Source organism: Rhodovulum sp. YNF3179 (assembly GCF_050586465.1).
GTDB lineage: Bacteria > Pseudomonadota > Alphaproteobacteria > Rhodobacterales > Rhodobacteraceae > CAJXYS01.
This window is the reverse complement of record NZ_JBOCEG010000005.1, coordinates 273,056-295,435: the sequence shown is the minus strand read 5'-3', so window position 1 is coordinate 295,435 and position 22,380 is coordinate 273,056. Positions and strand designations below refer to the sequence as shown.

21 protein-coding genes are annotated in these 22,380 nt (G+C 68.6%); 10 read left to right on the top strand and 11 right to left on the bottom strand.

Annotation, left to right across the window (positions count from 1 at the left end):
• Positions 1-63 precede the first annotated feature (63 nt).
• The 7 genes from ACQ5SP_RS11290 to ACQ5SP_RS11260 all read left to right on the top strand — a co-directional run bounded on the left by ACQ5SP_RS11290 (position 64) and on the right by ACQ5SP_RS11260 (position 4,866).
• Entirely contained in the window at positions 64-675 is a 612-nt protein-coding gene (locus tag ACQ5SP_RS11290; RefSeq protein ID WP_430938472.1) for a ribonuclease D, read from the top strand.
• A gap of 9 nt (positions 676-684) precedes the next feature.
• Positions 685-1,662, top strand: a complete 978-nt coding sequence (locus tag ACQ5SP_RS11285) for a KpsF/GutQ family sugar-phosphate isomerase (RefSeq protein ID WP_430938471.1) — start codon at positions 685-687, stop codon at positions 1,660-1,662.
• A gap of 4 nt (positions 1,663-1,666) precedes the next feature.
• Positions 1,667-2,275 (top strand): hypothetical protein, encoded by a 609-nt coding sequence (locus tag ACQ5SP_RS11280; RefSeq protein ID WP_430938470.1) that lies wholly within the window; start codon positions 1,667-1,669, stop codon positions 2,273-2,275.
• A gap of 13 nt (positions 2,276-2,288) precedes the next feature.
• Complete coding sequence (lptA, locus tag ACQ5SP_RS11275) at positions 2,289-2,789, top strand: lipopolysaccharide transport periplasmic protein LptA (RefSeq protein WP_430938469.1); 501 nt, start codon at positions 2,289-2,291, stop codon at positions 2,787-2,789.
• On the top strand, positions 2,786-3,547 hold the full coding sequence (gene lptB, locus ACQ5SP_RS11270; protein ID WP_430938468.1) for an LPS export ABC transporter ATP-binding protein: 762 nt from the start codon (positions 2,786-2,788) through the stop codon (positions 3,545-3,547). The genes lptA and lptB overlap by 4 nt, the downstream gene beginning before the upstream one ends.
• Before the next feature lie 244 nt (positions 3,548-3,791).
• Positions 3,792-4,367: a ribosome hibernation-promoting factor, HPF/YfiA family gene (hpf, locus tag ACQ5SP_RS11265; protein ID WP_430938467.1), complete on the top strand. Its 576-nt coding sequence runs from the start codon at positions 3,792-3,794 to the stop codon at positions 4,365-4,367.
• A 34-nt stretch (positions 4,368-4,401) separates the two neighbouring features.
• Positions 4,402-4,866 (top strand): PTS sugar transporter subunit IIA, encoded by a 465-nt coding sequence (locus ACQ5SP_RS11260; protein ID WP_430938466.1) that lies wholly within the window; start codon positions 4,402-4,404, stop codon positions 4,864-4,866.
• A 7-nt stretch (positions 4,867-4,873) separates the two neighbouring features.
• On the opposite strand, the gene ACQ5SP_RS11255 is transcribed toward ACQ5SP_RS11260, so the two are convergent.
• The 8 genes from ACQ5SP_RS11255 to cysQ form a co-directional block, all read right to left on the bottom strand.
• On the bottom strand, positions 4,874-6,319 hold the full coding sequence (locus ACQ5SP_RS11255; RefSeq protein ID WP_430938465.1) for a nodulation protein NodH: 1,446 nt from the start codon (positions 6,317-6,319) through the stop codon (positions 4,874-4,876).
• Entirely contained in the window at positions 6,319-8,022 is a 1,704-nt protein-coding gene (locus ACQ5SP_RS11250; protein ID WP_430938464.1) for a beta-1,6-N-acetylglucosaminyltransferase, read from the bottom strand. Before ACQ5SP_RS11250 ends, ACQ5SP_RS11255 begins: the two co-directional genes overlap by 1 nt.
• Positions 8,019-9,029 carry a glycosyltransferase family 2 protein gene (locus tag ACQ5SP_RS11245; RefSeq protein ID WP_430938463.1) on the bottom strand — a complete coding sequence of 337 codons (1,011 nt, stop codon included), beginning with the start codon at positions 9,027-9,029 and terminating at the stop codon, positions 8,019-8,021. Before ACQ5SP_RS11245 ends, ACQ5SP_RS11250 begins: the two co-directional genes overlap by 4 nt.
• A gap of 41 nt (positions 9,030-9,070) precedes the next feature.
• Entirely contained in the window at positions 9,071-10,282 is a 1,212-nt protein-coding gene (locus ACQ5SP_RS11240) for a glycosyltransferase family 4 protein (protein ID WP_430938462.1), read from the bottom strand.
• A 33-nt stretch (positions 10,283-10,315) separates the two neighbouring features.
• Positions 10,316-11,209 (bottom strand): UTP--glucose-1-phosphate uridylyltransferase GalU, encoded by an 894-nt coding sequence (gene galU / locus ACQ5SP_RS11235; protein WP_430938461.1) that lies wholly within the window; start codon positions 11,207-11,209, stop codon positions 10,316-10,318.
• Between the two features lie 107 nt (positions 11,210-11,316).
• Entirely contained in the window at positions 11,317-12,603 is a 1,287-nt protein-coding gene (locus tag ACQ5SP_RS11230; protein WP_430938460.1) for a glycosyltransferase family 2 protein, read from the bottom strand.
• Positions 12,600-13,397: a 3-deoxy-manno-octulosonate cytidylyltransferase gene (gene kdsB, locus ACQ5SP_RS11225; protein WP_430938459.1), complete on the bottom strand. Its 798-nt coding sequence runs from the start codon at positions 13,395-13,397 to the stop codon at positions 12,600-12,602. The genes ACQ5SP_RS11230 and kdsB overlap by 4 nt, the downstream gene beginning before the upstream one ends.
• Positions 13,398-14,195: a 3'(2'),5'-bisphosphate nucleotidase CysQ gene (cysQ, locus tag ACQ5SP_RS11220; protein ID WP_430938458.1), complete on the bottom strand. Its 798-nt coding sequence runs from the start codon at positions 14,193-14,195 to the stop codon at positions 13,398-13,400.
• A gap of 112 nt (positions 14,196-14,307) precedes the next feature.
• Between cysQ and ACQ5SP_RS11215 the strand changes: the two genes are divergently transcribed.
• The gene (locus ACQ5SP_RS11215) at positions 14,308-15,129 is read left to right on the top strand and encodes an ABC transporter permease (RefSeq protein ID WP_430938457.1); all 822 of its coding nucleotides are present in this window, start codon (positions 14,308-14,310) and stop codon (positions 15,127-15,129) included.
• A gap of 18 nt (positions 15,130-15,147) precedes the next feature.
• On the opposite strand, the gene ACQ5SP_RS11210 is transcribed toward ACQ5SP_RS11215, so the two are convergent.
• The gene (locus tag ACQ5SP_RS11210; RefSeq protein WP_430938456.1) at positions 15,148-15,774 is read right to left on the bottom strand and encodes an alpha-ketoglutarate-dependent dioxygenase AlkB family protein; all 627 of its coding nucleotides are present in this window, start codon (positions 15,772-15,774) and stop codon (positions 15,148-15,150) included.
• 226 nt (positions 15,775-16,000) lie between these two features.
• On the opposite strand from ACQ5SP_RS11210, the gene dnaK reads away from it, so the two are divergent.
• Positions 16,001-17,923 carry a molecular chaperone DnaK gene (gene dnaK / locus ACQ5SP_RS11205; RefSeq protein WP_430938455.1) on the top strand — a complete coding sequence of 641 codons (1,923 nt, stop codon included), beginning with the start codon at positions 16,001-16,003 and terminating at the stop codon, positions 17,921-17,923.
• 76 nt (positions 17,924-17,999) lie between these two features.
• A complete protein-coding gene (dnaJ, locus tag ACQ5SP_RS11200) occupies positions 18,000-19,151 on the top strand; it encodes a molecular chaperone DnaJ (RefSeq protein WP_430938454.1) in 1,152 nt (383 codons plus the stop codon).
• 45 nt (positions 19,152-19,196) lie between these two features.
• Here dnaJ and ACQ5SP_RS11195 read toward each other — a convergent pair whose 3' ends face one another.
• Both ACQ5SP_RS11195 and ACQ5SP_RS11190 read right to left on the bottom strand, forming a co-directional pair.
• Complete coding sequence (locus ACQ5SP_RS11195) at positions 19,197-20,075, bottom strand: ribokinase (RefSeq protein ID WP_430938453.1); 879 nt, start codon at positions 20,073-20,075, stop codon at positions 19,197-19,199.
• Complete coding sequence (locus ACQ5SP_RS11190) at positions 20,072-22,336, bottom strand: NADP-dependent malic enzyme (protein ID WP_430938452.1); 2,265 nt, start codon at positions 22,334-22,336, stop codon at positions 20,072-20,074. The genes ACQ5SP_RS11195 and ACQ5SP_RS11190 overlap by 4 nt, the downstream gene beginning before the upstream one ends.
• Positions 22,337-22,380: the final 44 nt, after the last annotated feature.

Genomic DNA, 22,380 nt, shown 5'->3' with positions numbered 1-22,380 from the left:
GCCGTGACGGTGCCGCCTGCGGTGCCTGATCCCACCGCCACGCGGCGACAGAAAGGGATGGACGTGGCAAACCACTTGTATCAGGGCGACCTGCCGGACGGTCTCGATCTGGGGCCGGTCGTCGCCATCGACTGCGAAAGCATGGGGCTGAACCCGCATCGCGACCGGCTCTGCGTGGTGCAGATGTCCGGCGGTGACGGCGACGCGCACCTGGTGCAGATCGCCAGGGGCCAGACCGCGGCGCCGAACCTGACCCGGATGCTGGCCGATCCCGAGGTGCTGAAGCTCTTTCACTTCGGGCGCTTCGACATCGCCATGCTTCTCCAGGCGTTCGGCGTTCTGACCGCCCCGGTCTACTGCACCAAGATCGCATCCAAGCTGATCCGCACCTACACCGACCGCCACGGCCTGAAGTTCCTGTTGCAGGAACTGCTGTCGGTCGACATCTCCAAGCAGCAACAAAGCTCCGACTGGGGCGCGGAAACGCTTTCCGAGGCGCAGCTCGACTACGCGGCGTCGGACGTCCTGCACCTGCACCGGCTGAAAGCCGAGCTCGACGCGCGCCTGGCGCGCGAGGGGCGCACGGACCTGGCGCAGGCCTGTTTCGACTTCCTTCCGACCCGCGCTCGGCTGGATCTCGCCGGCTGGCCGGAAATCGACATTTTCGCCCACTAGATAGGGGCTATGCTCAAGCGCATGGACAAGGACGCCTTTCTCTCCGCCGGCCGCCGGGTCGTGGCGCGCGAAGCCCATGCGCTGGACCTGCTGGCCGACGCGCTGGACGAAAGCTTCGTCGCGGCGGTCGAGACCATGCTCGAGGCCGACGGCCGCATCATCGTTTCGGGCATGGGCAAGTCGGGGCATATCGCCCGCAAGATCGCGGCGACGCTGGCCTCGACCGGGACGCCGGCGCATTTCGTCCACCCCGCCGAGGCCAGCCACGGCGATCTGGGCATGCTGTCCCGGGGCGACGTGGCGCTGGTCCTGTCGAACTCCGGCGAGACGCCGGAACTGGCCGACATCATCGCGCATACCCGCCGCTTCTCGATCCCGCTGATCGGCGTGGCAAGCCGCGCGGGCAGCACGCTGCTGGCCCAGTCCGACGTGGCGATCGTCCTGCCCCCGGCCGAGGAGGCCTGCGACCAGGGCATCGTACCCACCACCTCGACCACCATGACCCTGGCGCTGGGCGACGCGCTGGCGGTGGCGCTGATGGAACACCGCCGCTTTACCCCGGCCGATTTCCGCGAGTTCCACCCCGGCGGCAAGCTCGGCGCGCGGCTGGCCAAGGTGGGCGACCTCATGCACCCGGCCGACGAACTGCCCCTCGTGACGCGCGACACGCCGATGACCGAAGCGCTGCTGGAAATGAGCCAGAAGGGCTTCGGCGTCGTGGGCGTGACCGAGGCGGACGGCGCGCTGGCCGGGATCGTCACCGACGGCGACCTGCGTCGGCACATGGACGGCCTGCTCGAACGCCGCGCGGGCGAGGTGATGACCGGGTCGCCCCTGACCATCGCCCCGGACCAGCTGGCCGAAGAGGCGGTGGCGCTGATGAACCGCTACAAGATCACCTGTCTTTTCGTCACCGGGGCGGGGGATGGCAGCCCGGCCGAGGGGCTGATCCACATCCATGACTGCCTGCGGGCCGGCGTGGTCTAGGCCGATGGCCGGCCGCGACAACACGTATTCTCGCTTCGTCTACTGGTCGAAGATCCTGCTGCCAATGCTGGCCCTCGGCCTGCTCGCGACCCTGTTCCTCTTTTCCGAGGAACGGACCGGCCCCGGAGAGCTGCCATTTTCCGAAGTCGAGCTCGAGGAACTCGCGCGCGGCGAACGGATGGGCGCGCCCCGCTATGCCGGCTTGACCGAGGACGGCGCGGCGCTCGAGGTGCGGGCCCAAAGCATCGCCCCGGACGCGGACGATCCCGGAAAGGTCTCGGCCAGCGACATCGCGGGACGCTACGCGGCTCCGGGCGGCGTGCGGTTCGACTTCACCGCGGCGACCGGGACGCTGCGCACCAGCACCGAGAGCCTTGCACTGGACGGCGGCGTCCGGATCGATACCAGCACGGGGTACCGCATCACCGCCGACAGCATGGCCGCCCGCCTCGACCAGACCCGGATGGAGGCGACCGGCAACGTCGCCGCCGACGGCCCCCCGGGACGGCTGACGGCGGGCCGGATGCTGGTGGCCGGGCCGGGTCCGGGGCAGGGCGGATACGTTCTGGTTTTCAAGGATGGCGTGAAGCTGGTATACGAGCCCAAAGATTAGACGACGGATTTCCATGCTGAAACTGATCCCCGCCGCTGTCGCGGTTTCGTTCCTGGTCGCAGCGCAGGTCTTCGCTCAAGGGGCGCAGGTGCCCTTCGGCGGGCTGAAGCACGACACGACGCTGCCGGTCGAGGTCACCGCCGACCAGCTAGAGGTGGACCAGGCGGACGGCATAGCCGTCTTTTCCGGCAATGTCGTCGTGGGCCAGGGCGAGATGCGTCTCGCGGCCGACCGGGTCCGCGTTGAATATGCCGGGTCCGAGGATGCGACCGGCGAGATCCGGCGCCTCCATGCCAGCGGCAACGTCGTCCTGACCAACGGGGCCGAGGCGGCCGAGGCGCAGGATGCCGTCTACACGATCGCCTCGGGCGACGTGGTGATGACCGGCGACGTGATCCTGACCCAAGGGCGCAACGCGCTTTCCGGCGAACGCTTCGTCGTCGATCTCCAGTCGGGCACCGGTGTCATGGAAGGCCGCGTGCGCACGATCCTGCAACCGGAGGAGTCCGAATGACGCCGCCCGAGGGCCTGAGCCTCGCCGGTGGCGAGGGCGGGCTGCGCATCCACAATCTGCGCAAGAGCTACCGCAAGAAGCCGGTGATCCGCGACGTCAGCCTCGACCTCGAGCGCGGCGAGGTCGCGGCGCTCCTCGGGCCGAACGGATCGGGCAAGACCACCTGTTTCTACGCGATCGCAGGGCTCGTTCTGCCAGAGGCGGGCACCGTCATGCTCGACGGTCGCGACGTGACCGTGTTGCCGATGTATCGCCGTGCGCGCCTTGGAATCGGCTACCTGCCACAGGAGGTCTCGATCTTCCGGGGACTCACCGTCGAGGACAATATCCTCTCGATCCTGGAAATCTCGGAAAAGGACCGCCTGCAACGCCGGGAACGGCTGGAGGAACTGCTCTCGGAATTCTCCATCGGTCACCTGCGGCGGGCACCGGCGCTGGCGCTGTCGGGCGGCGAGCGCCGGCGGGTGGAAATCGCGCGCTGCCTGGCCTCGGACCCGAAATACCTGCTGCTCGACGAGCCTTTCGCGGGCGTCGATCCGATCGCCGTCGGCGATATCCGTGCGCTGGTCGCACAACTCAAGACACGGGGAATCGGCGTGCTCATCACCGATCACAACGTCCGCGAAACTCTCGAGATCGTGGACCGGGCCTACATCCTGCATGACGGCGCGGTGATGATGAGCGGCACCGCCGAAGAGGTCGTCCGGGACGAGAATGTGCGCCGGGTCTATCTCGGTCAGAATTTCCGTATCTATTGACCGGCCGCGGAGCGTGGATTCCGTCCGTGAGACGTTGACATCGGACCCGCGACTGTAGCCAAATGTTAGGAATGAGAGTGCATACCGCCATCGTTCGACCGGCCCCTTCCGACAGCGCCGTACCGAACGCGACCCGGGGGCCCGGGCAGCGGTTCCTGCCTTGCAACCCATGCTCCGCCACGGGCGCCGCCGCGCCGGCAGGCCGGGCCGTGGGCCGCGTATAAAATAAATCCGAGGAGGCACAATGCTTTACCAAATCAGCGGCAAGCAGATCGACATTGGCGACGCGCTCAAGACTCATGTCGAGGACGGGCTCGGGGCCGTCGTCAACAAGTACGCGGAACGCCCGACCGACGCGAACGTGGTGTTTTCGCGGGACGCACATGAATATGTCTGCGAGGCCACGGTCCACCTGTCCACCGGTCTGACCGCCCAGGCCAAGGCCCATGCCACTGAAATCTATGCCTCTTTCGAGAAATGCTGCGACAAGATGGAAAAGCAGCTGCGCCGCTACAAGCGCCGCCTGAAGAATCACCACCGCGAACGCTCTGCCCCGGTTGAATCCTTCGGGGCTTCCACTTATATCCTCGCCTCGTCGGAAGAACCCGAGGAATCGGAACCCGAGTCGCTGCAGCCGATCATCGTCGCCGAGATGGAGACGAAGGTGCCTTCGCTCTCCGTTGGCGAGGCGGTCATGCAGATGGAACTGGCCGGGGCCCCCGTGCTCGTCTTCCGCAACGAAGGACATAACGGGGTCAATGTCGTGTATCGACGCGACGACGGCAACATCGGCTGGATCGACCCCCGCAAGGCTGACTGACACCCGCCAAGGCGGCATACCTGAAAGGCCCGAGATGGACATTTCGGATATCCTCAGCCCTGTGGCGCTGAAGGTCGCGTCCAACGCGACCAGCAAGAAGCGCCTTCTCCAGGACCTGTCGGAACTCGCCGCGACGACCTACGGCTTGTCTGCAAGCGCGGCGTTCGACGCGCTGCAAGACCGGGAAAGCCTCGGGCCGACCGGCGTCGGCCACGGCGTCGCGCTGCCTCATGCGCGGCTCGCCGGCCTCGATGGCGTGCGGGGCGTGTTCCTGCGCCTCGAGAAACCGGTGGATTTCGACGCGGTCGACCGCCAGCCGGTCGACCTGGTCTTCGCGCTTTTCGCGCCGGAAGCCTCGGGCGTCGATCACCTGAAGGCTCTGGCGCTGGTCTCGCGCACGCTGCGCGACGCGGCGGTCTGCGCCAAGCTGCGGGCGAACGAGGATCCCTCGACGCTCTACGCCGTCCTGACGGAACAGAAATCTTCCAAGGCGGCGTAGGCGCAGCCTACCCCGGCGGCGCCCAGGCGCCGAACCCGAACATCATGTAATCCCGCTGATAGGCCGCGCGCGCCGCGGCCTCTAGCCTGGTGTCGTAGATATCGGCCAGGGTGACCGGGGCCACCGGGGGCGGCGGCGCGCCCGCGACCGGCAGATGTGGCCGGTCGGTCATCTCTTCGAGATAGGCCAGCGACGCGGCGAGCCTCTCCTCGCGGATCACCAGATCGGGTGGCGCGGCGGCTGCGAAGCCCTGCACAAGGGCGGTCTGGCTCGCCCAGGCGGGATCGGTGCGAAGACCCGTCTGCGCCGAGAGATTCCGCTTCACGAAGCCGAGGAAGCCAAGCAGCGCCGCGCGGTGCGCCGCGGCGTCGTAGGCGGCCTCGGCCGGGTCTTCGGGCAGGGCCAGGCCGTGATGATTCGCAAGCCGTTCGCGGATCGCACCATAGGTTCCCGGCCCCCGCGCGAGGATGTAGCGGCAGAAGCTTTCATGCGCGCGGGCCAGCGGGTGGCGGATCACCGTGAAGCTGCGGTGGCCCGGGTGCCGGCGTTTCCACTGCCGCAGGGCCTTGCGATCGAAGGCCGGCATCAAGCTGGCCCCGCCCGCCGCGATCTCGTGGCGGGCCAGCCAGTCCACGACCGTTTCGACGGGCGCCCCCAGGATCGGCAGGAACAGGAACGGGGCGCAGGCGCCCGCCTGTATCCGTGGCACCGCCGGGCCGCGGGACGGCTCGAACTCGGGCGGATCGTCCAGACCGAAGCGGTCACGTCGCGCCAGGGCACGTTCCATCGCCCGGGGATTGGTGACGCATTCGCGCAGATCGGCCGGGTTCTGCTTCTTGAGGCGGGAAGAGAGCGCCCTCAGCTGCGCCTCCACCCCCAGGAACCGCGCGAGGCCGTTCAGAACCTCCGGGTCGCCAAGCTCTTCGTAATGGATATGGAACGCGCCCTGCCCGGTTTTCTGAAGCACCGCGCGGACGTGGCGGCGGAAGTCGTCGAGCGCGCCGAGATGGGCCTCGAAGGCGTCGGGGTCGAACCGTATCCTTGCCGTTTTCGCGGTCTTCACGGCGGTGAGCTGCCACTGGCCTGTCTTGGCGGCGATCCCGCGCGAGACGAAACTCTCCAGCGGGTTGCGGCTGAGCACGATCTTGGCCCAGCGCCGGTCCGCGAGCAGGGCAGCCAGGACCCGGGGATCGTGATCGGGAAACAGGCGGAACCCCGTCAGGGCATCCGGCGTGGCCGCGCGCATGGCGGCGAGCAGCCGCATCGGGTCGGCCTCGCGCGCCGCGCGGCTGACACCGAAGGCCGCCTGCTGCCCCGGGGCGCCCAGGAAATGCGGGTTGAACAACTCGCCGTGGCACCGCAGGCCCTCGATCTGGTTCAACCGGTCCGCCAGCAGGTTGGACCCGGTGCGCATCGCGGCCAGCACCACGAACCCGTCGTATCGCCCTGCCATCAGCGCACCACCGAGAGCCGCGGCCGCGGCGTGGGCGCACCCCCGTCCGTCAGCCGGTGAATGGCGGCGATGTCACCGCAAAGCTGCGGGTGCATTCCCTCGTTCCGGAGGCGGTCGAGGAAGGCGCCGAACCCGTCGAGGCAGGCGATCTCGGGCGCGTCGGCCGGCGGCATGCCCGCGGCCAGGCCCGTTCCGGCCAGGGTGCCGTCCAGATGGGTCATCCAGTCCTCCAGGAATTCGGCCAGGGTCCAGACACGCAGCGCCCTGCCTTTCCCCGACCGCCGCAGGCACGCCAGAAAGGCGGTCTCGATCTGCTGGTGGCGGGCGGCGATCTTGCGGGTCCGCGCGAAGTCGAGCCCGGCCTGGAAAAGCGGGATCAGCGAGGCCCCGGTGATGACCGCGACCTGCGCGTTCGGATCCTCGGCGAGGAAGCGGGTGATGGCCTGGTTGTCCTCGGGACCGAACTGAAAGCATTGTCGCGTGCCGCGCGTGTTCCAGAGCAGGTTCGTCAGGAACGCCCGCGGATCGTAGTCGCGCAGCCGCGGATTGTCGCCGAGATTGCCGGCATGGGTTTCGGCGCCCCCGGCGAAATGCACCCTGTCCATAGCGAAAAGCCGGCCATGCACGGCCGCGTCGCTGCGGCGATCGAGCCAGGCCTCGAAGCCGGGAAAGACGGCGTCGAAGCCGTGCAGCACGCAATACTCCGCGCAGCTGCGCCCGTTTTCCCAGCCCCGGTTCGGGTATCGGCTTTGCATGTAGAGCCCGGCGCGCCCCTCGGTCCGGCGGGCCAGGGCGCGGGCGAACACGCGGTCTACCGCCCCGGGGTTCGGTGTGGCCGGGTGCCGGGATGGGGTGGGCGGGGCGAGCAGGGCGGCGTAAAGCCCGGCGGCATGCGGCCAGGCCTTGCGGGCGACGAAACAGTCGGACTGGCGCAGCAGCTCGAGATGATCGTCGTAGAAAACATGCGGCTTGCCCTGGAAGTCGAATTTAGACAGCGTCAGCGACCGGCTCTGGACGTTGAGGGCATGCCGCCGCACGAGGGTCTGGAAATACGCCTCGTCGGGGATCCAGACCCGCCGGAAATACCGGTCGAATTCCCGCCGGCGCGGATCCTCGAGGATCGCCTCGAGGGTCCGGCGGGTCAGGCACCACCATTGCGAGCCGAGATGCGGCTCGATGCCCTGCGGGATGCGGCGCGATACGCCCAGCGCGCGCTGCAGCGCGACATGGCCATCGAAAAGCCGCCTGTGCCGCCGCCAGGAAAACGGGAACCGCAGCGTGAACCTTTCCCGGTCGAGCCCGCCAACGGCCCAGCGCACCTCGTCCGTGGTGACCGACTCGATGAAATCGATGCCGGGCCGGGCCGCGAGGAACGCCTCGAGATCCGCCACCGGGCGGAGCGGCACGCAGGCGCCGCTGGCCAGGAAAACATGGCTGACCCCGGGGTTTTCGGCCAGCATCCCGGCCACCGCCGCCTGGGTCGCGCGAACGATCGAGAAGGTGCCCCACTCGCAGGCCGTCGCGGGCGAGAACAGGCAGTTCCGGCGGTCGGCCAGCCGGGCGCGCAGCGCATCGGCCTCGGGGCGCGGCACGCGCCGGTCGATATGGATCACCACCGGGCTGCCCTGATCGGCCCAGTGCGCCGCCACCTGCCCGGCACGCCCGAGCGCCTCGTGCACCAGCATGACGAAACCGACCGTCATGCCCAGTTGCCCCGCGATATCAGACCGAGCGACTCGAGCTGGCGCCAGTCCTCGTACCGCTCCGACCAGGGGGTGCGGAACCCGAGCGTGCCCGCCCCCGCGCGGTCATAGGCACGGTATTCCCGGCTGGCGGCATAGTGCTCGCGCCGGGCGCTTTCCTCGGCGGCCTTGTCCGCGAAGGTGTCGAGAAACTTGGTGTGCAGCAGGCAGCCTGAGGCCTTTTCGCCGCCCCATTCGTCGTAGACGAGGTTCAGGCCGCGGGGCAGCAGCATGTGGGTGGAACTGGCATAGACATAGGAGCGGTGCCAGCGCACCAGCGGGATCTTGTTCAGCGCGGGGGCATGGGCCGGTCGGTGCGGGAAGAACACGCGCGCCCGCGGCCCGCCCTGGATCCAGAGGTTGCGATAAACCGGATTGGGCCGGATCGTGTAGTTGCCGCTGTCGAACCACGGCAAGCTGTCCACCGGGTTGTCGCCGGCGCGGTACCGGGCCTCGGCGACGGGTCCGTCGGGATAAAGATCCAGAAGCATCGCCCCGAAAGACCGTATCGACGACGCGTCGAGCCAGTCCGTCAGCGCGCGCAGCGGGCGGGTCTCGCAGAAGGGATAGACGAAGAACTCGTCGACATCGACGACCAGCGTCCAGTGGCCGTGCCCGTGCCGGCGCTGCAGCCAGGTGATCCAGTCCATGCCGAAACGGGCGCGCTTGTAGCTGGCGCCGGTGGTCCAGACCGAACAGTCCGGCTGGCCGGCCAGGTAGCCGCCGGACCCGTCGGTCGACCCGTTGTCGACGAACAGGAAATGCCCGATGCCGAGGGCGCGATAATACGCGAGGAAGAAGGGCAGCCGGACACGTTCGTTCCGAAGCGTGCAGAACAGGAAAAGATCGTCGCGCCGGATCCGCGCCGTGCGGTCCGCGACCGGCCGCAGCTCGCGGGATTTGCGCGCGGCTCTCAGCAGACGCCGCTTGCGCTCCAGCCGGAGCCTATAGGTCCTCAGAACACTCACCACGCACACTTCTCACGATGCGACGCGCACAAACGGCCGGGTCAGGTTAGGTCCAAGACCCTGCCAAAATGTTGTCGCCAACTCGGTACGACCGGACCCGCGCCGCCGCCCGGCGCCGTCGTCGGATCGGCCGCCCGGGTGCGCACACAGGATGCCCAAAGATACGGGTCGTCCGGGTCCAGGTAAAGCGGATAGCCGCCCATGACCTCGCGGAAGGCCGGCAGCGGGGCGCAGATCGCCGGCACGCCCGCGGCCGCGGCCTCGACCAGCGGCAGGCCGAAACCTTCGTCCCGGCTCGGGAACAGGAGCGCGCGCGCGCCGCGCAGCAGCGCCGCGACCGCCGCATCCTCGAGGGCGCTGTGCTCGAAGACCTGCCGGCCCATGAAAGGTGCCGTATCGAGACGCGCGAAAACGGCCGCGTTGGCCCAGCCCCGCCGCCCGACGATATGCAGATGCGGAACCGCCTCCGGCGCCATGTCCCGGCAAAGCGTTTCCCAGGCATCCAGAAGCAGTGCGTGGTTCTTGCGCGGCTCGATGGTGCCGAGCGTTACGAAATAGGGATGGCCCGGGCGCAGCGTGGGCGGGTCTCCGGGCGGGACCGGATCGTGGCCGAGATGCGCGACGAAACCGGGCGGCACCCGGCCGCGGCGGCGGAACTGCGCCTCGGCGCGGTGGCGCGTGACCGCCGAGTTGTAGATCACCAGGTCCGCCCGCGCCCCGACGCGGCCGAGACGCCGCGCGAAGCCGGCGGCCATGCCCGGCCGCTGCCACTCGGGATGATCGAGCGGGATCGTGTCGTGGATGAAGACCGTGACCTGGATCCAGGGCAGCCGCGCCAGCGCGTCGAAGAGCGGGACGCCCAGGTTGCTGTGACCGACGTTCAGATAACGCCCGTCCCCGCCGAGATGCCGCGCCAGCAAGGCCGCAAGCCCCCGCCGGCCGGCGGCATCGATCGCGGCGCGGCGCAGATCGGACTCCGCGCGGCGCCGCAAGGCCGGGCTGTCCCTGCCGATCAGCGCGCGCAGATCCATCGGCCCCCAGTCCTGCGGGGCGTCGAGACGGCGGTCGAGCATGACGCCCGCCGACCGGTCCAGCATGAGAAACCGCCCGCCCACGGCGGCAAGCAGCACCAGCGGATCGTCGCGGGACAGCAGCGCCCGCAGATAAGCCCGTTCCACGCGATCGATACCGGTCAGCGGTCCGCGCCCGATGCGCGAGACCAGACGCGTGATATCGAGGCAGCGCGTGGTCATGGCCGGGGACGCGGCCAGCCGGGGCCGTGCCCGCTACTCCGCCGCGGTTTCCTGCGCCGCGACGCTGCGGATATACTCCGAGAACTCGTCGCGCAGATCCTCGCGGGCAAGCCCGAAGGCGACCGTCGCCTGCAGGAAGCCGGCCTTGGACCCGCAGTCGAACCGGTGGCCACGGAACCGGTAGCCGTAGACATCGTCGGAAATCGCGATCTCGGCGGCGATGGCGTCCGTCAGCTGCACCTCGCCCCCCGAGCCCGCCTTGATGCGGTTGAGATTCTTCATGATGTTGGGCGTCAGGATATAGCGCCCGATCACGGCCAGGTTCGAGGGCGCATCCTCGGGCCGGGGCTTCTCGACCATGCCCTTGACCGACAGGAGCGGCCCGTTTTCCTCGCCCACGTCGAGCAGGCCGTAGGCGCTGGCCTTCTCTCTCGGGACCTCCATCGCGGCGACGATGTTGCCGCCCGTCTCGGCATGGGCCTCGACCATCTGGGCCAGGCAGGGCACGTCGCCGGCGATGACGTCGTCGGGCAGCATCACCGCGAAGGGCTCGTTGCCGATCAGCCGGCGCGCGCACCACACGGCGTGCCCCAGCCCGAGCGGCTTCTGCTGGCGGATATAGGCAATGGCGCCGCTGTCCATCGTGGTGGTCTTCAGGATATCGAGCAGGTCGTCCTTGCCCTTCTTGCGGAGTTCCGCCTCGAGCTGGGGGGCGCTGTCGAAATAATCCTCGAGCGCGGATTTCCCGCGCGAGGTGACGAAGATGAATTCCTTGATCCCGGCGGCGCGGGCCTCGTCGATGGCGTACTGGATCAGCGGGCGGTCGACCAGCGTCATGATCTCTTTCGGGATGGACTTGGTCGCCGGCAGGAAACGCGTGCCGAGTCCCGCGACCGGGAAAATCGCCTTCGTAACCTTCTTAACCATACGCTTCACCTTGTCTTCTTCTGGGCTGCCGCCGCGTTTCGCCTGTCATGCCGGAAGAAGCTAACAGAAACCCGAACGGAAAGGCGAGAGCCGGAATCCGCCGGCGGTCACGCCCCGGGATCTCCCGCAAGCGGCTTCGGCGGGGCGCCGTCGATCCCGACCTCCGACACGGGCCGGACCTGCGCGATCCGGCGTGCCTCGGCCATGGCCCGGCCGGAAAGGGTTGCGGGGCGCAGGCGGGGCGCGTCCCGGAGCGCGCGGCCATAGACACCGCCCCGCTGCCACCAATACCCGTCATCCGCGAAGCCGGCCCGGTGGTAGGCCGGGCTGAAGCTCAGCTCCAAAACGGTGACGATCTCGCCCGCGGCGGCCCGCGCCGCCGCCTCCGCGCGGAGCCGCGGCCAGTGGCGGCGCCGCCCGGCCAGCACCACGCCCGCGGCATCCGGACCGTGCGCGGCAAAGGGGCGAAAGGCGGCCGGCGGCCGCGTCAGCCGGGCCATGCGGGGCGCCCGGGACGCGCCCTCTGCGAGGCCGGCCTCGAGGCCCGTCATGAGCCGGCGCACGTCGCGCGGCTCGACCCGGCCCGCGACCATATGCGTCAGGACGCGGCGGCGCTGCGCGGCGTGGAACGCGCCCAGCGCCCGGTCGCGCCCCGCCGCCGTCCCGTGCCGGGTGCAGTAATAGGCCTGGCTGGCCCCGATCTCGAACAGGTCCCGCGGCACGCGATCGGCCCGGCGATAGGGGCCCGCCGCCATCATGTGATGCACCTCGGCCCGGGGGACGATGGCCGTGGCCCAGCCGGCCTCGGCGAGGCGCCAGTTCAGGTCGGTCTCGTCGAGATAGAAGCGAAAGGCCTCGTCGAAACCGCCGAGCCGCACCAGGACGTCCCGGCGAAAGGCACAGTTCGTGCCCTCGGTCTTCACGGCCCAGCCATCACCGGGACGCAGCACGGTCGCGGCCTCCGGATCGACATCGAGCGGGGCATGGACCCCGAAGCCGTCGACCTGCCGCGCCGTCCACTGGAAGGACAGGCCGTTGCGGCCCCGCACGAACCCGCCGGCCGCCCCCACGTCGGGCTCTGCGAGCGGCGCGGTCAGCCGGCGCAGCCACGAGGGTTCCGGCACCGCATCGTCATCGATGAAGGCGACGGCCGCGCCGGCGGCCTGGGCGATCCCGCGGTTGCGTGCCGCCGACAGGTTGGCGGCGCCGAAGGGCGCGTGTTTCACGTCCGGCGCCACGCCCGGCGCCCGGAGGATCGCGGCGCCCTCTTCGTCGCTGACGACGACGACCTCGAACGCGGGATGATCCTGGAAGCGCAGGGCGGTCAGAAGGCGGCGCAGCGCGGCGGGTCGGCCGCGCGAGGCGACGACGACGCTGGCCACCGGCAGGGTCATTCCACGCCCATCTCCACGAGCTTGGCCTCGATGCGGGGAACGTCCTCGGGGTTGTTGAGTTCCCAGAAAGCGCGGCCGCGAGCCTCGACCTCGACGCAGAGAACGGGCGCGCCGTTCTCGAGGAAGCGAAGCTGTTCGAGCCCCTCCAGCGTCTCGAGAGGTCCGGGCGCCCAGCGCGTATAGGCGGCCAGCGCCGCCGGCCGGTAGGCATAGACCCCGACGTGATGGAAGACCGGCACCTCGTCGCCGGGGCCGTAGGCCTTGCCCGTGTAGGGGATGACCTCCTTGGAAAAGTAGAGCGCCCGGCGATCCTGCGCGAAGACCGCGGTGGTGCCGCCGACGCGGCCCTGCCTGCGATCCTCGAGAAACCCGTTCAGCGCCTCGGCGTCGCAGCGCAGCACCGGCGTCGCCATGCCTATGCTGTCGTCGGCGGCGAGCCGCGCGACCAGCGCCTCGACGAACCAGGGCGGCGTCAGCGGCGCATCGCCCTGCAGGTTCACCACGAGGCCGGCCCAGTCCAGCGTGGCGGCGGCCTCGGCGCAGCGCTCCGTCCCGTTGGCGCAGTCGGGCGAGGTCATCACGACCTCGGCCCCGAAACCCTCTGCCGCGTCGCGGATCCGCGCGTCATCGGTCGCGACGACGACCCGATCCACGCCGGAGACGGCCATCGCGGCCTCCCAGCTGCGGCGGATCAGCGGCTTCTTTCCGCCCCCCGCGCCGCGCAGCTCGACCAGCGGCTTGCCCGGATACCGGCTGGAGGCGTAACGCGCGGGAATGACGACGAGCACGGACACTCAGGCCTCCTTCAGATCGACGCCGGGGGCATAGGCGATGAAAAACGGGTTCTCGTATCCCGGCTTGCCGTAGCGCAGCGGCGCGTGATCGTCGAAGCGCACCACCGCGCCCCCCGCCCCGCGCAGCACCGCATCGCCCGCGGCCGTATCCCATTCCATGGTGCGGCCGAGCCGCGGGTAGAGATCGGCCTCGCCCGAGGCGACCAGGCAGAATTTCAGCGACGACCCGGCGCTTGTCATGTCGCGGACCTCGTAACGCCCGATATAGTCGTCGGTGGCCTGGTCGCGATGCGACTTCGAGGCGACCACCATCAGCGCGTCGTTGTCCGGGGTCGAAACCCGCAGCGGATGCGTCTCGCCGTGGAGGCCGGGGGTAAAGCTGCCGGTTTCCTCGACCGACCGGCCATCGGCATCGGTGTAGAAGAGCCGCCTGCGGGCCGGGGCATAGACGATCCCGCGCACCGGGACGCCGTCCCAGACATAGGCGATGTTGACGGTGAAATCCCCGCGGCGCTTGACGAATTCCTTGGTGCCGTCGAGCGGATCCACGATCAGGAAGTCCTGCGCGGCGCGGGCGTGGCTGTCGGCCTGTTCCTCGGTGACGATCAGGACACCCGGAAAGGCCTCCGTCAGCGCCGCGAAGATCAGGGCGTCCGCGGCCTCGTCGGCCTCGGTCACGGGGCTGGCGTCGCTCTTGGCGCGCACCTCGAAATCATCGGCCTCGTAGATCTCCATGATCTTCGCCCCGGCGTCCAGGGCAACACGCCGCAGCGTGGTGGCCAGCTTCGCGTAGTCCAAGTCGCTCTCCTTCCGCCCGGGCGCGGCCCGGTTTCCCGCATCTCGTCCTGCTGTTATATCAACAGCAAGTATCCGCCCCGATAAAGGACGGAATCGCGTAACGAGGTCCGCCATGTTCCAGCGCCAGGCCAAGCGCAGCCGGGTCGCCCGCGTCTTCTCGCTCCTGTCCCTGACCTATCACGCCACCGTTCGCAACGTCCGGAAAGGCAGCGGCAACGCCATTCTCGGGCTGCTGAGCAACATGGCGCAGGCGGTGATCCTCGTCGCGGTCTTCTACGCGATGTTCTCGATCCTCGGGATGAAGGGCGCGCCGGTCCGGGGCGATTTCATCGTCTATCTGATGTCGGGCGTCTTTCTCTTCCTGACCCACAACAAGGCCCTGTCGTCGGTGCTCGGGGCCGAGGGTCCGACCTCGCCGATGATGAAGCACGCGCCCATGAACACGCTGGTCAGCATCTCGTCGGCGGCGCTGGCCGCGCTCTACCTTCAGCTGCTCGCGTTCGGGGTGATCCTGATCGGCGTGCATGTCGCGTGGCGGCCGGTGGAAATCCACGACCCGGCCGGGCTGATGCGCAATTTCATCCTCGCCTGGGCGAGCGGGGCGGCCATCGGGCTCGTTTTCCTCGCCCTGAAGCCCTGGGCGCCGGGGCTCGTCCAGCTGGTGTCGATGGTCTACATGCGCGCCAACATGATCTCGAGCGGCAAGATGTTCGTGGTCAACCAGCTGCCGGGATTCCTCTTGCCCTATTTCACCTGGAACCCGCTGTTCCACACCATCGACCAGGCGCGCGGCGCGGCCTTCGTCAATTATTTCCCGCGCCACACCACCGAAAGCTACCCGGCGATCCTGGCCGTCACCTGCCTGATGCTGGGCTTGATGGGCGAGTTCTACACCCGCCGCCGCGCCTCCGCGAGCTGGGCCGCACGCCAGTAGCCAAGGCGGCGCCGCGCGCTAGTCCACCACCCTGAGCGTCAGGTTGATACGCCCACCATCCGGCAGAAGCGCCGAGCTGCCGAAGCGGATCCGGTCGATCCCGTGATAGACCAGCCGCGCCGCACCCCCCATCACGATCACGTCGCCCGATCGCAGCCAGACCGATTCCGTCTTGCCGCCGCGCGTGGTGTTGCCGATCCGGAAGAGCGCCTCGTCGCCGAGCGACACCGATACCACCGGCCAGCCGAAATCCGCCTCGTCCCGGTCCTGGTGCAGCCCCATCCTGGTGCCCTCGCCGTAATAATTGATCAGGCAGCAATCCGGGTCGCGCCGGGTGCTGCCGACCGCGCGCCAGATCGCGAGGACCGAGTCGGGAATCGGCGGCCAGGGCGTGCCGGAGGGGTGGCAATCGATGTAGCGATAGCCCCGCCGGTCGGAATACCAGCCGTATTTCCCGGCCGACGTCATCCGCACGGACATTTTCCGGCCCCGGCGCGTCTCGGGCGTGAACATCGGCGCCGCCCTTGCGACCGCGCGCAGATCCTCGAGAAGGCGGGCCTGCCCGGCGGCCGAAAGGAACCCGTCATACAGCGCGACACCGCGAATGCGGCGGCTCGGTTCCGGCGGGTCTGCGGGGTCGGTCATCTGGCCTTCGGCTCCTCTGCGGGCGGCGGGCTTCGGAAAATCCTACGGATTCCCCCTCGTCCAGGTGTCATATCGCAGCCTGCGACCGCTTGCAGCCCCAAGGGCTCACTCCTATATAGCCACTCGAACTTGAAGCCGGGCCGACCCGCCCGGTCATGGGGATCGGAGGCCGGAGGCCGTAATCGGATCCGGCGTCCACATATTCGCCGAAAGGAAAGGAACGGACATGGGCAAAGTCATCGGGATCGACCTTGGGACCACCAACTCCTGTGTCGCGATCATGGACGGCTCGCAGCCGCGCGTGATCGAGAACGCTGAAGGGGCGCGCACCACGCCGTCGATCGTGGCCTTTACCGACAACGAACGTCTCGTGGGCCAGCCGGCCAAGCGCCAGGCGGTCACGAACCCGGAAAACACGGTCTTCGCCGTGAAGCGGCTGATCGGCCGTCGCATGGGCGACGCCGAGGTCGAGAAGGACAAGAAACTCGTCCCCTACGCCATCGTCGACGGCGGCCAGGGCGACGCCTGGGTCAAGGTCAAGGACGAGACGTATTCGCCGTCGCAGATCTCCGCCTTCATCCTGCAGAAGATGAAGGAGACCGCCGAGAGCTACCTGGGCGAGGACGTCACCCAGGCCGTCATCACCGTGCCGGCCTATTTCAACGACGCCCAGCGCCAGGCGACCAAGGACGCCGGCAAGATCGCCGGCCTCGAGGTGCTGCGCATCATCAACGAGCCGACGGCGGCCGCGCTGGCCTACGGGCTCGACAAGAAGGACAGCAAGACCATCGCGGTCTACGACCTCGGCGGCGGCACCTTCGACATCACGATCCTGGAAATCGACGACGGCCTCTTCGAGGTGAAGTCCACCAACGGGGATACCTTCCTCGGCGGCGAGGACTTCGACATGCGGATCGTCAATTACCTGGCCGACGAGTTCAAGAAAGAGCATGGCGTCGACCTGACCAACGACAAGATGGCGCTGCAGCGCCTGAAGGAGGCCGCCGAGAAGGCCAAGATCGAGCTGAGCTCGTCGTCGCAGACCGAGATCAACCAGCCGTTCATCTCGATGGACAAGGACACCGGCCAGCCGCTGCACATGGTCATGAAGCTGACCCGCGCCAAGCTGGAAAGCCTGGTCGGCGACCTGATCTCCGGCTCGCTGAAGCCCTGTGCCGCGGCCCTGAAGGATGCCGGGATCGCCAAGGACGAGGTGGACGAGGTCATCCTCGTCGGCGGCATGACCCGGATGCCCAAGGTGGCCGAGGAAGTCGCCAAGTTCTTCGGCAAGGACGCGCACAAGGGCGTGAACCCGGACGAGGTCGTCGCCATGGGCGCCGCGATCCAGGCCGGCGTTCTGCAGGGCGACGTGAAGGACGTCGTGCTGCTCGACGTGACGCCGCTGTCGCTGGGCATCGAGACGCTGGGCGGCGTCTTCACCCGCCTCATCGACCGCAACACCACGATCCCGACCAAGAAGAGCCAGATCTTCTCCACCGCCGAGGACAACCAGTCCGCGGTGACGATCCGGGTCTTCCAGGGCGAGCGCGAGATGGCGTCCGACAACAAGTTGCTGGGCCAGTTCAACCTCGAGGACATCCCGCCGGCACCGCGCGGCATGCCCCAGATCGAGGTCGCCTTCGACATCGACGCCAACGGCATCGTCAACGTGTCCGCCAAGGACAAGGGCACCGGCAAGGAACAGAAGATCACCATCCAGGCATCGGGCGGCCTCTCGGAGGACGAGATCGACCAGATGGTGAAGGACGCCGAGTCCCACGCCGAAGAGGACAAGAAGCGCAAGGAGCTGGTGGAAACCAAGAACCAGGCCGAGAGCCTCGTCCATTCCACCAAGAAGTCGCTCGAGGAGCATGGCGACAAGGTCGACCCGGCCACGGTCGAGGCGATCGAGCTTGCTCTCAAGGCGCTCGAGGAAGCGATCGAGAGCGACGACGCCGACAAGATCAAGTCGGGCATCCAGAACGTGACCGAAGCCTCGATGAAGCTGGGCGAAGCGATCTACAAGTCGCAGCAGGACGAGAGCGGCGGCGCCGAGTCCGGCACCGAGGATGACGGGCCCTCGGGGGTCGACGAGGACATCGTCGACGCCGATTTCGAGGATCTCGACGACGATCAGAAGCGCTCGTAAGACGTAACCGCGAACCTACGGGGGCCGGTCCGGAAAACCCGGATCGGCCCGCGCGTTTGGCAAAGGACCGACACCCATGGCAAAGCGCGACTACTACGAGGTTCTGGGCGTCTCGAAGGGCGCGTCCGACGACGAGATCAAGAAAGCCTATCGCAAGAAGGCCAAGGAACTTCACCCCGACCGGAACTCGGACAACCCCAACGCCGAGGCCCAGTTCAAGGAAGTGAACGAGGCCTATGACGCCCTGAAGGATCCCGAACGCAAGGCGGCCTATGACCGCTTCGGCCATGCGGCCTTCGACGGCAGCATGGGCGGCGGCGGCGGCCGGCCCGGCGGCGGGTTCGGCGGCGGCAACGCCGATTTCGCCTCGGCGTTCTCGGACGTCTTCGAAGATCTGTTCGGCGATTTCATGGGCGGCGGCCGCGGCGGCGGCCAGCGCGCCACCCGTGGATCGGACCTGCGCTACAACATGCGCATCACGCTGGAAGAGGCCTTCAAGGGCATCCAGAAGACGATCAGCGTTCCCGGCTCCGTCGCGTGCGACGTCTGCCACGGCTCGGGCGCGGCCGGCGGCGCCGAACCGACCAACTGTCCGACCTGCTCGGGCATGGGCAAGGTGCGGGCGCAGCAGGGCTTCTTCACGGTGGAGCGCACCTGCCCGACCTGCTCGGGCATGGGCCAGATCATCAAGAATCCCTGCACGGCCTGCGGCGGCGCGGGACGGGTCAACAAGGATCGCTCGCTCAGCGTCAATATACCCGCCGGTGTCGAGACCGGCACCCGGATTCGCCTGGCCGGCGAGGGCGAGGCAGGGCTGCGCGGCGGCCCCACGGGCGATCTCTACATCTTCATCGACGTGGCCGATCACCCGATTTTCGAGCGCGACGGGGCGAACCTGTTCTGCAGCGTGCCGGTCAGCATGACCAGCGCCGCGCTCGGCGGCGAGATCGAGGTGCCCACCATCGATGGCGGCCGGTCACGCGTGAAGATCCCGGCCGGCAGCCAGTCGGGCCGGCAGATGCGGCTCAAGGGCAAGGGCATGCCGCCCATCCGCGGCGCGGGCCGGGGCGACATGTATATCGAGCTTTCCGTCGAGACGCCGGTGAACCTGTCGTCCAGGCAGAAGGAGCTGCTGCGCGAGTTCGAAAGCCTCGGCGACGGCAACAACCCGCAGAGCTCGAACTTCTTCAGCAAGGTGAAAAGCTTCTGGGACGGCATGAAGGGCTGAGGCCCGCCGCCACGGCGGCGCGCCGGCCCGGGCCCCCGGCCCGGGCTATGTCTTTCTGTCGGCGAGGAAGGCCTCGACCTCGTCGCGGGCCGGGATCGCGTCCGCCGTGCCCGGGCGCGTGACCTTCAGCGCAGCCGCGCCCGCGGCCAGCCGCATCGCCTCTTCGACCGGAAGATCGGCGTCGAGGCCGGCGGCGAAATAGCCGAGGTAAGTGTCCCCCGCACCGGTGGTGTCGACCGCGGTCACCGCGATGCCCGGAACCTCGACGATCCCGGCGTCGCCCCGCCACACGGCGCCGTCGGCCCCGTGTGTGACCAGAACCTCGCCTACCGGCAGCGCATCGCCCGCGACGCCCAGCGCCGCGGCCAGCTGCGCGGCCTCAACGGCGTTCAGCACCAGCATGTCGATGTGGTCGGCAACCTCGCGCACGGCCGCCGCATCGAACGGCGCGGCGGAATAGATCACCCTGCACCCCTTTGCCCGCGCCAGACGCGCGGTGTCCCGCACGCATGACGTCTCGTTCTGCAAGAGCAGGATATCGCCGGGCCGCGCCTCGGCCAGGGCCGCATCGATCCGGGCGCGGTCCTGCGCCCGGTTGGCGCCGGGAAAGATCACAATGGCGTTCTCGCCGGCGCCGTCCACGTTGATGATCGCGTGCCCCGTGGGCTGATCCGTCACCGCGACGTGGCGCACGTCGACGCCGTAGGCGCGCAGCCGTTCCACGGCCCAGCCGCCATCCATGCCGACCGCGCCGATATGGGCGACCCGGGCGCCCGCCCGCGCGGCGGCGACCGACTGGTTCGCGCCCTTGCCGCCCAGGCCGGTGTGCCGCGCCGTCGCCGCGACCGTCTCGCCCGGACCGGGCAGACGCGGCACGCCGTAGAACTGGTCGGCGTTGATGGAGCCGAGGTTGAAGATCGTCATGACTCGCCGACGCGGCAGGCCGCCATCACCGCCATGTTCAGGATATCGTTCACCGTCGAGGTGGTGGAGCAGAGCTGCAAGGGCCGGTCGACGCCCGTCAGGATCGGGCCGATCACCGTGGCCTCGCCCATCTCCTGCATCAGCTTGACCGAGATGGAGGCCGAGTGCCGCGCCGGCACCACGAGGATGTTCGCCGGGCCGCTCAGCCGCTGGAAGGGATAGTTGGCCTGCACCTCGGGGTTCAGCGCCACGTCGACGGTCATCTCGCCCTCGTACTCGAAATCGGCGCCCCGCCGGTCGAGCAGCGCCGGGGCCTCGTGCATCTTCTCGGCCCTTTCCGAGCGCGGGTAGCCGAAATTGGAGAAGCTGACGAAGGCGACCCGCGGCTCCAGCCCCAGCGTCCGCGCGACCCGCGCCGTGCTGGTCGCGATATCGGCCATGTCGTCGGCCAGCGGCCATTCATGCACCAGCGTGTCCGCGATCAGGACGATCCGCCCCCGCCGCAGAACCGCCGTCGCCGCCATCGCCCCGCTGCCGGGGGTCACGTCGAAGACGTGGTTGATCAGGTCCATCACATGGGCCGATTTCCGCGTCGCGCCGGTGATCATGCCGTCGCCATGCCCATGCGCCAGCATCAGCGACGAGAAGACGTGCCGGTCACGCGCCGCCATGCGATGAATGTCGTGCTGGTCGTAGCCCTTGCGCTGAAGCCGCTGGTAGAGAAACGCCTTGTATGTCTCGAGATGCGTGGTGTTGGCCGCGTTGACGACCTCCAGCTCCCGCACGGCGTCGCCCAGCCCGGCCGTTTCCAGCTTCTGTTTCACGTCGGCCTCGCGTCCCACGACGATCGCCTTGCCAAGGCCCGACCGCTGCCAGGCCACGGCCGCGCGCAGCACGCGCGGATCGTCGCCCTCGGCAAAGATCATCCGCGCCTGGGCGTGGCGGGCGCGCGCATAGAGCCCCTGCAGGATCGAGGCGGTGGGATCCATCCGCGCCTTCAGGTCGTGCTCGTAGCGATCCATGTCGACGATCGGCCGCCGCGCGACGCCCGTGTCCATGCCCGCCTTCGCCACCGCCGGCGGCACGGTATGAATGAGCCGCGGGTCAAAGGGGGTCGGGATGATGTAGTCGCGCCCGAAGGTCAGCTTGCGGCCATAGGCCATCGCCACCTCGTCCGGCACGTCCTCACGCGCCAGGCGCGCCAGGGCCTCGGCGCAGGCGATCTTCATCTCGTCGTTGATGGCGCGGGCGTTCACATCCAGCGCGCCGCGAAAGAGATAGGGAAACCCGAGAACGTTATTGACCTGGTTCGGGTAGTCGCTGCGCCCGGTCGCCACGATGGCGTCGGGCCGCACGTCATGGGCCTCTTCCGGGGAGATCTCGGGATCGGGATTGGCCATGGCGAAGATCACCGGGTTGTCGGCCATGCTCTCGACCATGTCCTGGGTGACCGCGCCCTTGACCGAGACGCCGAGGAAGACATCGGCGCCCTTCATCGCCTCTTCGAGCGTGCGATGGTCGGTCTTCGCGGCATGCGCCGACTTCCACTGGTTCATGCCCTCGGTGCGGCCCTGGTAGATCACGCCCTTCGTGTCGCAGGCGATGCATTTCGCCGGGTCGGCGCCCATCGCCTTGATCAGTTCGAGACAGGCGATGCCGGCCGCGCCCGCACCGTTGAGCACGATCCGGCAGTCTTCCAGCCTCTTGCCCGACAGGTGCAGCGCGTTGATCAGCCCCGCCGCGCAGATCACCGCCGTCCCGTGCTGGTCGTCGTGGAACACCGGAATGTCCATCAGCTCTTTCAGGCGCTGCTCGATGATGAAGCATTCCGGCGCCTTGATGTCCTCGAGGTTGATGCCGCCGAAGGACGGGCCCAGCAGCTTCACCGCGTTGATGAAGGCGTCCGGATCCTCGGTATCCACCTCGAGATCGATGGAGTTGATGTCGGCGAAGCGCTTGAAGAGCACCGCCTTGCCCTCCATCACCGGCTTGGAGGCGAGCGCGCCGAGATTGCCCATGCCCAGGATCGCGGTGCCGTTGGAGATCACCGCGACCATGTTGCCCTTGGTGGTGTAGTCATAGGCCGTTTCGGGCCGGTCGGCGATGGCCTGTACCGGCACGGCCACGCCCGGGCTGTAGGCCAGGCTCAGATCGCGCTGCGTGGTCATCGGCGTCGAGGCGTTGACCTCGAGCTTGCCCGGCTTCGGCTCCAGGTGATAGGCGAGCGCCTCTTCGTCGGTGAATCTGTTCTTGCGGGCCATGCGTGCCTCTCCTCCGTCCCAGATCGCGTGATACAGGCTCGGCA

What these genes read in the sequence shown, in the direction of transcription:
- ACQ5SP_RS11215 (WP_430938457.1), top strand. Translation starts at nt 14,308, where the DNA reads ATGTTCCAGCGCCAGGCCAAGCGCAGCCGGGTCGCCCGCGTCTTCTCG.
- dnaJ (WP_430938454.1), top strand. Translation starts at nt 18,000, where the DNA reads ATGGCAAAGCGCGACTACTACGAGGTTCTGGGCGTCTCGAAGGGCGCG.
- ACQ5SP_RS11285 (WP_430938471.1), top strand. Translation starts at nt 685, where the DNA reads ATGCTCAAGCGCATGGACAAGGACGCCTTTCTCTCCGCCGGCCGCCGG.
- ACQ5SP_RS11230 (WP_430938460.1), bottom strand. Translation starts at nt 12,603, where the DNA reads ATGACCCTGCCGGTGGCCAGCGTCGTCGTCGCCTCGCGCGGCCGACCC.
- ACQ5SP_RS11195 (WP_430938453.1), bottom strand. Translation starts at nt 20,075, where the DNA reads ATGACGATCTTCAACCTCGGCTCCATCAACGCCGACCAGTTCTACGGC.
- hpf (WP_430938467.1), top strand. Translation starts at nt 3,792, where the DNA reads ATGCTTTACCAAATCAGCGGCAAGCAGATCGACATTGGCGACGCGCTC.
- lptB (WP_430938468.1), top strand. Translation starts at nt 2,786, where the DNA reads ATGACGCCGCCCGAGGGCCTGAGCCTCGCCGGTGGCGAGGGCGGGCTG.
- ACQ5SP_RS11210 (WP_430938456.1), bottom strand. Translation starts at nt 15,774, where the DNA reads ATGACCGACCCCGCAGACCCGCCGGAACCGAGCCGCCGCATTCGCGGT.
- ACQ5SP_RS11190 (WP_430938452.1), bottom strand. Translation starts at nt 22,336, where the DNA reads ATGGCCCGCAAGAACAGATTCACCGACGAAGAGGCGCTCGCCTATCAC.
- ACQ5SP_RS11255 (WP_430938465.1), bottom strand. Translation starts at nt 6,319, where the DNA reads ATGGCAGGGCGATACGACGGGTTCGTGGTGCTGGCCGCGATGCGCACC.
- ACQ5SP_RS11260 (WP_430938466.1), top strand. Translation starts at nt 4,402, where the DNA reads ATGGACATTTCGGATATCCTCAGCCCTGTGGCGCTGAAGGTCGCGTCC.
- galU (WP_430938461.1), bottom strand. Translation starts at nt 11,209, where the DNA reads ATGGTTAAGAAGGTTACGAAGGCGATTTTCCCGGTCGCGGGACTCGGC.
- dnaK (WP_430938455.1), top strand. Translation starts at nt 16,001, where the DNA reads ATGGGCAAAGTCATCGGGATCGACCTTGGGACCACCAACTCCTGTGTC.
- lptA (WP_430938469.1), top strand. Translation starts at nt 2,289, where the DNA reads ATGCTGAAACTGATCCCCGCCGCTGTCGCGGTTTCGTTCCTGGTCGCA.
- ACQ5SP_RS11280 (WP_430938470.1), top strand. Translation starts at nt 1,667, where the DNA reads ATGGCCGGCCGCGACAACACGTATTCTCGCTTCGTCTACTGGTCGAAG.
- ACQ5SP_RS11250 (WP_430938464.1), bottom strand. Translation starts at nt 8,022, where the DNA reads ATGACGGTCGGTTTCGTCATGCTGGTGCACGAGGCGCTCGGGCGTGCC.
- ACQ5SP_RS11240 (WP_430938462.1), bottom strand. Translation starts at nt 10,282, where the DNA reads ATGACCACGCGCTGCCTCGATATCACGCGTCTGGTCTCGCGCATCGGG.